Source organism: Trebonia sp. (assembly GCF_030042015.1).
GTDB lineage: Bacteria > Actinomycetota > Actinomycetes > Streptosporangiales > Streptosporangiaceae > Trebonia.
Window position 1 is genome coordinate 1 of record NZ_JASIAL010000054.1, and the last position, 8,502, is coordinate 8,502.

At 71.9% G+C, this 8,502-nt stretch carries 11 protein-coding genes; 4 read left to right on the forward strand and 7 right to left on the reverse strand.

What is annotated here, in order from left to right; genetic code table 11:
- Window positions 1-278 (reverse strand): helix-turn-helix domain-containing protein (locus Q1N79_RS02450; protein WP_300603692.1); only part of this gene is annotated, 278 nt, incomplete at its 3' end.
- 260 nt (window positions 279-538) lie between these two features.
- Between Q1N79_RS02450 and Q1N79_RS02455 the strand changes: the two genes are divergently transcribed.
- Window positions 539-868, forward strand: coding sequence for a hypothetical protein (locus tag Q1N79_RS02455; RefSeq protein ID WP_300603695.1), 330 nt, complete (start codon window positions 539-541; stop codon window positions 866-868).
- A gap of 17 nt (window positions 869-885) precedes the next feature.
- On the opposite strand, the gene Q1N79_RS02460 is transcribed toward Q1N79_RS02455, so the two are convergent.
- The 3 genes from Q1N79_RS02460 to Q1N79_RS02470 all read right to left on the reverse strand — a co-directional run bounded on the left by Q1N79_RS02460 (window position 886) and on the right by Q1N79_RS02470 (window position 3,361).
- Window positions 886-1,308 (reverse strand): DUF3040 domain-containing protein, encoded by a 423-nt coding sequence (locus Q1N79_RS02460; protein ID WP_300603698.1) that lies wholly within the window; start codon window positions 1,306-1,308, stop codon window positions 886-888.
- 251 nt (window positions 1,309-1,559) lie between these two features.
- The gene (locus Q1N79_RS02465; protein ID WP_300603700.1) at window positions 1,560-2,360 is read right to left on the reverse strand and encodes a family 1 encapsulin nanocompartment shell protein; all 801 of its coding nucleotides are present in this window, start codon (window positions 2,358-2,360) and stop codon (window positions 1,560-1,562) included.
- Window positions 2,357-3,361, reverse strand: a complete 1,005-nt coding sequence (locus tag Q1N79_RS02470; protein WP_300603702.1) for a Dyp-type peroxidase — start codon at window positions 3,359-3,361, stop codon at window positions 2,357-2,359. The genes Q1N79_RS02465 and Q1N79_RS02470 overlap by 4 nt, the downstream gene beginning before the upstream one ends.
- A gap of 135 nt (window positions 3,362-3,496) precedes the next feature.
- On the opposite strand from Q1N79_RS02470, the gene Q1N79_RS02475 reads away from it, so the two are divergent.
- Entirely contained in the window at window positions 3,497-3,901 is a 405-nt protein-coding gene (locus Q1N79_RS02475) for a DUF302 domain-containing protein (protein WP_300603705.1), read from the forward strand.
- A 141-nt stretch (window positions 3,902-4,042) separates the two neighbouring features.
- A complete protein-coding gene (locus Q1N79_RS02480; protein ID WP_300603708.1) occupies window positions 4,043-5,266 on the forward strand; it encodes a CoA transferase in 1,224 nt (407 codons plus the stop codon).
- Window positions 5,267-5,270: 4 nt separating this feature from the next.
- Here Q1N79_RS02480 and Q1N79_RS02485 read toward each other — a convergent pair whose 3' ends face one another.
- The 3 genes from Q1N79_RS02485 to Q1N79_RS02495 all read right to left on the reverse strand — a co-directional run bounded on the left by Q1N79_RS02485 (window position 5,271) and on the right by Q1N79_RS02495 (window position 7,681).
- A complete protein-coding gene (locus Q1N79_RS02485) occupies window positions 5,271-6,695 on the reverse strand; it encodes a hypothetical protein (protein WP_300603711.1) in 1,425 nt (474 codons plus the stop codon).
- Window positions 6,696-6,762: 67 nt separating this feature from the next.
- Window positions 6,763-7,239 carry a hypothetical protein gene (locus Q1N79_RS02490; protein WP_300603713.1) on the reverse strand — a complete coding sequence of 159 codons (477 nt, stop codon included), beginning with the start codon at window positions 7,237-7,239 and terminating at the stop codon, window positions 6,763-6,765.
- Window positions 7,240-7,495: 256 nt separating this feature from the next.
- Window positions 7,496-7,681 carry a hypothetical protein gene (locus Q1N79_RS02495; protein ID WP_300603716.1) on the reverse strand — a complete coding sequence of 62 codons (186 nt, stop codon included), beginning with the start codon at window positions 7,679-7,681 and terminating at the stop codon, window positions 7,496-7,498.
- A 305-nt stretch (window positions 7,682-7,986) separates the two neighbouring features.
- On the opposite strand from Q1N79_RS02495, the gene Q1N79_RS02500 reads away from it, so the two are divergent.
- Window positions 7,987-8,406, forward strand: a complete 420-nt coding sequence (locus Q1N79_RS02500) for a hypothetical protein (RefSeq protein WP_300603718.1) — start codon at window positions 7,987-7,989, stop codon at window positions 8,404-8,406.
- Window positions 8,407-8,502: the final 96 nt, after the last annotated feature.

An 8,502-nucleotide genomic window follows, 5' to 3' on the forward strand; every position in this document is an offset into this window, starting at 1 on the left:
TCGCTGTCCGAAGTCCGCCTGACCAGGCCCGCGGCCTCAGCGCGATCTACTAGCTCGACGGTGCTGTGCGGCCGGAGCAGCAGGTAGCCGGCGAGATCGCCGATCGTCGGCGGCCGGCCGCCCGGGTGGCCTTTAATCGCCACGAGGAGTTGGTGCTGGACATGGGTCAGGCCCGCGGCCTGCGCCTGGTCTTCGCTCCATCGCTGGAAGCGACGCAGGGTAACGCGGAATTCCAGCAGCTTCTCGAAGTCTTGCTGACTGAGCCGGGTCATCGTCATCGTCTGGTTTTCTCTATCACGCAGCGCCTGCCGTGCGGCGCTTTAGCCAGAAGCGGACCGGAGATTAACCGGCCGGTTTCGTTCGCCTCAATTGTATCGTGCTGTCGCAGCGATGCAGGCTGCGGTTCCCGACGGCACCGCAGGCAGGTGCGCAGCCGACTCACCTGCCGGCACCGATCAGGCTGGCTCGGCCGGCCGTGGGCATGAGTTCGGCATTTACATATCGTGCTACGATATATTGACGCGGTAGCTTTCAGAAGATGGTGACACTCATGAAGCTATACAAGTTTCAGGCCCTGGTCACGCTGCATCCGGCGGCTGACGGCCGGGAGTGCCCGAAGCTGGGCCCCGCGCCGCGTCGCATGGTCCTGCTGGGGAGGAGCGGTGAATCGGGGCGCAGCCAGTTCTTCGCCGCCCTGGTCAACGCCGACGACGACAGGCCGCTCTGGCCTGGCAGCCGTCGTGTTCTGGTCACGCTGCGGGTCGCCGACAATGCCGCCGCTGATTACTTCGGTATCGGCAGGCACTTTCATTTCTGGCTGGGCGGAGACATCGGGGAGGGGATCATCACCCGCCGCCTGTTCGTCTGAAGGCCAGCCAGGGGGCCTCACGATGAGGCCCGCAGGGCCGGCCCGGCCGCCGCCTTGGCCGGCGAGCCGGCCGGGTGCGCGGCCACCTGGCTGATGCATGCGAACCCCACGTTCATGCACCTTCGCCCGCTGCCACGTGTGGCGAGGGCCATCGTCACCGCGACAAGCACGGCCGCGGTCACCACGATCGCGGCGAGCAGCCACGGCAGCGGCGCCGCGGGCCGCAAGCCCCGCCTGGCACGCGGCCAGCGCCCTCGCCGCCGGACCCGGTGCCCCCTGGGCGCACGCCAGCCTGCCCGGATCTCCTCCCTGGCGGGCATATCCTCCCCCATCGTCAGCCGGGTGAACGTGGCCATCAGCGCCGCCAGCTCCGGGTCCGAACCAGCAAGCTGGCCCGCGATGCAGGCCAGCTTCTGCTGTTCCCGCGCGCTCATGCTCATCACGGCCACCTCCGTCGCCTGCCGCGACTGCCTGCCTCGTGTCCGCCGACGGATAATCCCGTGATTCAGCCTCGCGATCACATTACCCGCACGCAGATTTCTATATCGTACCGCGATATATTGTCGTTCGGCATAGGCTGGAGCGCGCCAGGACGGCCGCCATGACAAACAGCGGCGGGCAGCGGCAAGCAGCGGCAAGCAGCGGCGGGCCCGCAGGCGCGGCAGGCCACCGCCAAGTGCGGGCACGCCGATTACGCGGGTGCGATCGTGACGCTGGCCTCTGTGGTGTAGACGGCGAAGGCGAAGGACTCCTGGAAGTAGAGCTCGACATGCCCGGCGTCGTGGGACAGGTACCCGATCGCGAGGTCCTCCCCGATGCGGAACTCGTAGTCGCCGCCCCGGCAGGACAGCACGAGAGCGCCGTCGATCGCTGGCGCCCAGATGATCTGCCCGTCGATGAGCCGCCACAGGTGCTCGCGGATCGGGTAGCCGTGGTCGGAGGTCTCGCTGACCGCCGTGTAGGCGGCCGCGGACAGCAGCAGCGAGTACGGGCCGGCCACCCCGGCCAGCCGCAGCGCGGACAGCGCCTGGCTGATCGCGTCCGGATAGTCGCGGATCTCGGGCGGCAGCGACAGCGCCGGGTTGGACGACGCCTGCCTGATGCCGGTGACCCCGGCGGCCGCGTACCCGTCGAAGACCGCCCGGTCCTCGGCGAACGCGGTCTTCTTCGCGGCGTCCTTCACCGGCTGCCAGTCGGCGTCGAGGGCGCCGCGCTCCACCGCGTCGATCTGCGCGCGCTCCAGCGTGAACGGCACCCGCAGCTGAACCACCGGCCGCCAGGCGCGCAGCCCGGCGCTGATCCCGTCGCCCGGCGCGTCGATCGGGGTGAGGTGGCCGGTTCCGAGTCCGGCCAGCGTGGGGCCGCCGGGACCGGTCACGTCCGCCACCCGCCGGGCGGCGGCGTGCAGCGCGAACGTGCGCCTGGCCTCGTCCTCGATGCTCGCCCACGCGGCGTCCGACACAGGGGCGAGTTCGCGGTGCAGGTTGTTCATGGCAGTCCTTTCAGCGAGCCGATACCGAGCGAGCCCTTGCCAGCCGCCGCCTGCCCGGCGGGCGGACCGGGCAGGTCATCGAGGAAGTCAGCGGACGGAGCGAAGAACAGGCCGCCGGTGACCGCGGTGGAGAAGTCGAGAATCCGGTCGGTGTTGCCCGGCGGCCGCCCGAGGAACATGTTCCGCAGCATCAGCTCGGTGATCGCCGGCGAGGCGGCGTAGGCGATGTAATACGTGCCGAACTCCGCGCGCCCGACGTCGCCGAAGGGCATGTTCGCCCGCACGATCTGCTGCTCCTCGCCATCCGGTCCGGTCACCGTGTTCAGCGCCACATGCGAGTTCGCCGGCTTGACGTCGTCGGGAAGCTCGATGTCGGCCAGCTTGGTGCGGCCGATCACGCGCTCCTGCTCCTCGATGGGCAGCGCGTTCCAGGCGGGAATGTCGTGCAGGTACTTCTGCACGATCACGTAGCTGCCCCCGGCGAACCGCGGATCCTGGTCGCCGACGATGGCCGCGGCGGTACCGGCCCGCCCGCTTGGCGACTCGGTGCCGTCGACGAACCCGATCAGGTCCCGCTCGTCGAAGTAGCGGAAGCCGTGCACTTCGTCGGCGACCGTCACGGACCCGGCCAGCCGGGCCATCACCTGGGTGGCGAACTCGAAGCACAGGTCCATCCGGCTCGCCCTGATGTGGAACAGCAGGTCCCCTGGCGTGGCGGGCGCGCGGTGCCGCGGACCGGAAAGCTCCTGGAACGGGTGCAGCTCGGCCGGCCGTGGCCCGCCGAACAGGCGGTCCCAGGCTCGCGAGCCGATCGCCGCGACGCACTGCAGGCTGGCCTCGGGAATCCGGAAGCCGACCGAGCGCTGCAGTGCCGCCATGTCGGAAAGCACGCCGCGCGCGCTCTCCTCGCCTCCCGGGTTCACCGTCAGCACCAGGAAGATCGCGGCAGCGGTCAGCGGGCTCACCACCGGCTGCGGTTCCGGCTCGGAGGGCAGTGGCACGGGCGGACCCCCTTCGGTTTTGGCCGCACACTAGCGTGCCACACGCGGTTGACCGCAGTCAGGGGGTCGGGTGCGGAGGGTGAGATGTCAGTAGCATCAGTCGCGACAGTGCTCGCGCGGAAACGGAGGGCGACCATGAGCGGCGGAATCGGCGCGAACGAGGAAGGCATCATCACCAAGCTGAGCCCGCGGCCGGTGGCCGGCACGGTCGCGCGGCTGACCGGCATGGTGACCGCGCGGGGGATGAAGGTCTTCGCGGTGATCGACCAGGCCGCCGAGGCACGCCAGGCGGGGCTGGACCTGCGGGAGACCGTGCTCGTGCTCTTCGGGAATCCGGCCGCGGGGACGCCGGTGATGGCCGCCGAGCCGCTGTCCGCGCTCGACCTGCCGCTCAAGGTCCTCGTGTGGGATGACGCCGGCCAGACGAGGGTGTCCTACTACGCGCCCGCGACCCTGGGGGCCCGCTACCATCTCGGTCCTGACCTGGAGGCGAAGCTGGCCGGCATCAACCCGCTGACCGACGCGCTCATCGCCGCCTGACGCGGGCCCGCGGCCAGGCTGCCCCGCCGCCCCGCCAAGGCCTTCTTTCATCCCGAACGGACCGGGCCGACTCCCGCGGGCACGCTGGCTGGCAGCATGGAGGACACGCACCACTGACCTGCAAGCCATCAAGGCGGCTCCATGCCCAACCACGACGACGCCCCGCTGGCCGGCCTGCGGATCCTGGAGATCTCCAGCTTCGTCGCCGCGCCGCTCGGCGGGATGACGCTCGCCCAGCTCGGCGCCGAGGTCATCCGCATCGATCCGGCCGGCGGCGCGGCGGACGTCACCCGGTGGCCGCTGGCCCCCTCGGGCACGAGCCTGTACTGGACCGGGCTGAACAAGGGCAAGCGCTCGGTCACGCTCGACTTCCGCTCAGCCCGCGGCCGGGGCACCGTGGCGGACCTGGTGGCAGGCTCAGGCCCGGACGGCGGGATCGTGCTCACCAACGCGGGCCTGCCCTGGCTGTCGTATGAGTCGCTGGCCGCCCGCCGGCCCGACCTGATCCACCTGCGGATCACCGGCAGGCACGACGGGGGCGCCGCGGTGGACTACACGGTCAGCGCCGCCACCGGCTTTCCGCTCGCGACGGGCCCCGAGGGCACGCGGGGACCGGTGAACCACGTGCTGCCGGCCTGGGACGTGGCCTGCGGGCTGTACGCGGCGGTCGGCCTGCTGGCCGCAGAACGGCACAGGCGCCGCACCGGGCAGGGGCGCGCGATCACCCTGGCGCTTGCGGACGTGGCGCTCGCCGTCACCGGTCACCTCGGCTTGCTCGCCCAGGGGCAGCTGACCGGGGCCGGCCGCCCGCGAATCGGCAACCATCTGTACGGCGGCTTCGCCAGGGACTTCCGGACGAAGGGCGGCGCCTGGGTCATGGTCGTGACCCTCACCGGGCGGCATTTCGCCGACCTCGCCGCCGCCACCGGGCTGACCGAGACGTTCACCGGGCTGGCAGGCCTGCTCGGCGCCGATTTCGCGCGGGAGGACGACCGCTACGAGCACCGCGAGGTGATCGCCGCGCTGCTTGCCCCCTGGTTCGCGCGGCACACGGTGGCGCAGATCGCGGCCGCGTTCGCGGGGACCTCGGTGCTGTGGGAGCGGTACCGCACGTTCGCGGAGCTGGCCGCCGATCCCGGCCTGCTGGGCAATCCCCTGGTCCGGCTGATCGACCAGCCGGGCGTCGGGCAGGTGCTCGCGACGGGGAGCCCGCTGGCCCAGCCGGGTACCGGCGGCGAGGTCCGCCCCGCGCCGGTGCTCGGCGCGGACACCGACGCCGTGCTCGGCGAGCTGCTCGGGACCGCGCCGAACGCGGGCGACGACGACCGCGACGGCTCTGATAACAGCAAGAAAGGGAAGGGCTGACCGGTCAGCCAGCCGGGTCAAGCGCGCCAAGCCGGCGGAAGGTCACGGTCAGGAAAGCCCGGGTGAGCTGGGTGGACCGCCTGCGGAAAAAGTCGGTGGCGCACCGCCCGCGCAGGTACGTCTCGTGCCAGCTCGGAAGATCGAGCAGCACGCCGTCCTGTTCGACATGATCGGGGAACAGCTCGAAGATCTTCCGGCTGCTGACCGCTGTCTCGCCGCGCTCGAGCAGGTCGGTTATCGCCTGCCTGGACAGCGCGGCGGCGTCCGCCGCGCGGCCCGCGCCTTCGGCTCCTGCGAGCATCGACCAGTCCCCCCACGCCCGGTACCTGCTGCCGTCCTGGCCGGCGCTCACCACGAGGGAGCGCTTGTTGAAGTAGCCGTGCAGCACCCCCGCCGCCGACTGCGCCACGCTGCTGGCGAGGAAGGTGCGGTAGCGGGCGAAGGCCACGGATCGTTCGGAATGATCATTGCCCTTGACCCCGCTGCCCAGCATCCTCTCCCCGGCAGTCGCGGCCTCAAGCGCGGCCTGCGGGTCGGTGACCGGCGGTGTGCCCGGGTCGCGGGCGGGCAGCAGCCGATCGGTGCCGTCACCGGCCGGCCGGGGGCGGTAGTGGCCGGGGCCGTGCAGGTACGGCTGCGCGCGCACGGTCAGCGCGGCGAGCTGCCCGCGGTCGGGCACGGGGAAGCGCGAGCCCGCCAGCCACTCCGCGTACCACTGCATGACCTGCATCTTGTTGATCAGGTGCCCGGCGGCGAACGAGTCCTGCAGGAAGTGGTCGGCGTAGCCCGCGCAGACCCGGGCCCGGGTGCGCAGCGCCTCGCGCTCCTCGTGGTCGCCGACGGCGGCCGCCGCGCCGATGAGATCCCTGGCCGCCAGGTGGAAGCGCTGCCAGCGGTACCAGGAGAACGGGGCGAAGTGGCCGGCGTTGCGCGCGACCACGCAGGGATAGCGCTCCCAGGGCGGGATTCCGCACCGGGAGCCGAGCCGCGCGAGCTGGAAACCCTCGCCGATTTCGGCCAGCGCGCCGAAGGCCGGGTACGGGAGCGCGCCGGCGAGCCGCCGGCGGCCGGGGGGCGGCAGGCCGGCGGTCCGGCGCAGTTCCCTGATGTTCCAGGCGCGGACCGACTGCAGGATCGGCAGCAGGTAGCGGGCCGGCGCTTGTGCCACGTCGGCCGGGCGCGAGAAGTAGTCGGGCAGGATGTTCAGCTCGCCGACCGTGACCACCAGCCCGCTGCCGGGCAGCCGGAGGGTCTGCACGCCGGGGTAGCTGGCGCGGACCCGGTCCTCGTCGACGTTCCCTGGGTCCCGCCCGAGCGCGGTGAGCAGGGCGCCGCAGGCGGCCAGCAGGCCCGACCCCGCGGGGTCGCCCGCGGCTGCCCGCACGGCGGCGGGGTCGGCGCTGCCGAGCACGAAGTGCTCCCAGGACATCACCGGTCCGTGCCCGCCCGCATGCTCATGCGTTCAGGATGCCCGCCGCGCCGGCCGGCGCACAGGCTTATGCGGCCGCGATTTGCGGCGCGTCCAGGTAGACCACGTCCAGGGCGGCCCGTGCCAGGGACGGGGACAGGCTGCCCCAGCGGCTCGCTACGGTCACCCAGACACCGCGGCCCGCCAGCTGTGCCGCCGCCTGGCGGAACACGCCGTCACCCGAGCCGATCACGACGTGCGTGAACCTGGCGGCCACGTCCTCGTTCTGCAGCACGTCGAGCAGCTCCAGGTCCGCGCCGTGCGGCCCGGACCTGACCCGGTAGCGCGCGTGCGGCCAGCCCAGTGCCGCGTTCAGCAGGCCCAGGTGGCTCGCGGCCATCACCACCTGGTCATCAGGGCGCAGGCCAAGGCGCGCCACGTACCGCCGCTGCAGGGCGCTGACCTGGAGCTGGCTGGGGATCGCGGTGCCGGCGAGGTTCTCGATGTCGACGACGTGGAGCGCACGCGCGGGGAACCGGCGCCTGGTCTTGGTGGTCGTCTGCACCGCGCAGCACCCCCTTCGCGATTCCCCCCGCGTGCTTAGCTGGGTACCCAATTTTCCATGCGTCAATCGCGTGGACGGTCCCTCCGCGACAGACCGCAGCGCTTCACAGCGCCTCGGCGCCGTGCCCGCTGACCTCCGCTCAGGTTCGCGTCCCGTCGCCGCCGATCGTGGCGTTTGGCTCCCGGGTTTGGCTCCCGCCCTCGCGCGCACGCGTGGGGCGCAAAGCTCCGGAAGCTTCACACCCTTCACGCGTCGGCTAGGAATCCTGCCGCCCGGGCCTGGGCGGCATCTTCGCGCCCGGGCGGCGCAGCCACCAGCGGGCGAGCTCGCGGAGCACCGCGGACCGGTCGGTGCCCGCGGCGGCGGCGGCGTCGCCGAGCTGCTCCCATGTCTCGTCGTCGATGCGCACCGCGCGGTTGGGCGTGGACGGCTTGTTCGGCATGCCCCCGATAGTAGCAGCGGTGTATATGCAAAATCTAGCCCTCCCGCCTTGCCGGTGTATAGACACCATGCTAGGCTGGTGTATATACACCAGACGACAGGACAGGAGCAAGCGATGGACTTCGGCAGCCTCCCGCACGAGCAGCAGATCGCCATCCTCACCAGCGACGACGACAGCGAATACGAGAAGTGGGGCCTGGCCGAGTACGACCCCCCGCTGAACAGCTAGCAGAACGGCCCGGGCCGGGTGCGCGAACACCCGGCCCGGGCTCAGACCCCCAGCCGCTATCCCGGACGGAGATCCCGATGACAGTCAACACCATCACCCCGCAGGCGCTCAGCACGGCGCGCAGCCGCGCCTGCCCGCTGTGCCAGACGCCCGCGGGCGAGCCGTGCCAGCCCAAGCCCGCAGGCGACCACCTGGCACGGTACCTCGACGCCTACACGGCCGGGCAGCTCACCAGGGCGTACATGGCGACGGTGCTCGGCGAGCTCGTCGTCATGGACGCCTGCGTGATCATCACCGAGCCCGCCGGCCTCCCGGCGGCCGTAGCCAGCCTGCTCGCCGACGGGCACACGCTCACCTACGCGCCGGACACGGCGTGGGACGGCTGGTGGTGGGCCGACCTGCGCGACGGCAACGGGCGCCTGCGGGAGACCGGCTCGGGCGCCACGCACGCCGACGCGGCCGCGGACCTGGCCCGCCGCCTGGGGCGTGCCCGGTGAACGGCCCATACGACAGCCAGCGGGAAGCCGTCGCCGCGGCGCACGCGGCGATCGCGCCGCTGCCGGGCAACAGCATCCTGACCCGGGAGCAGAACC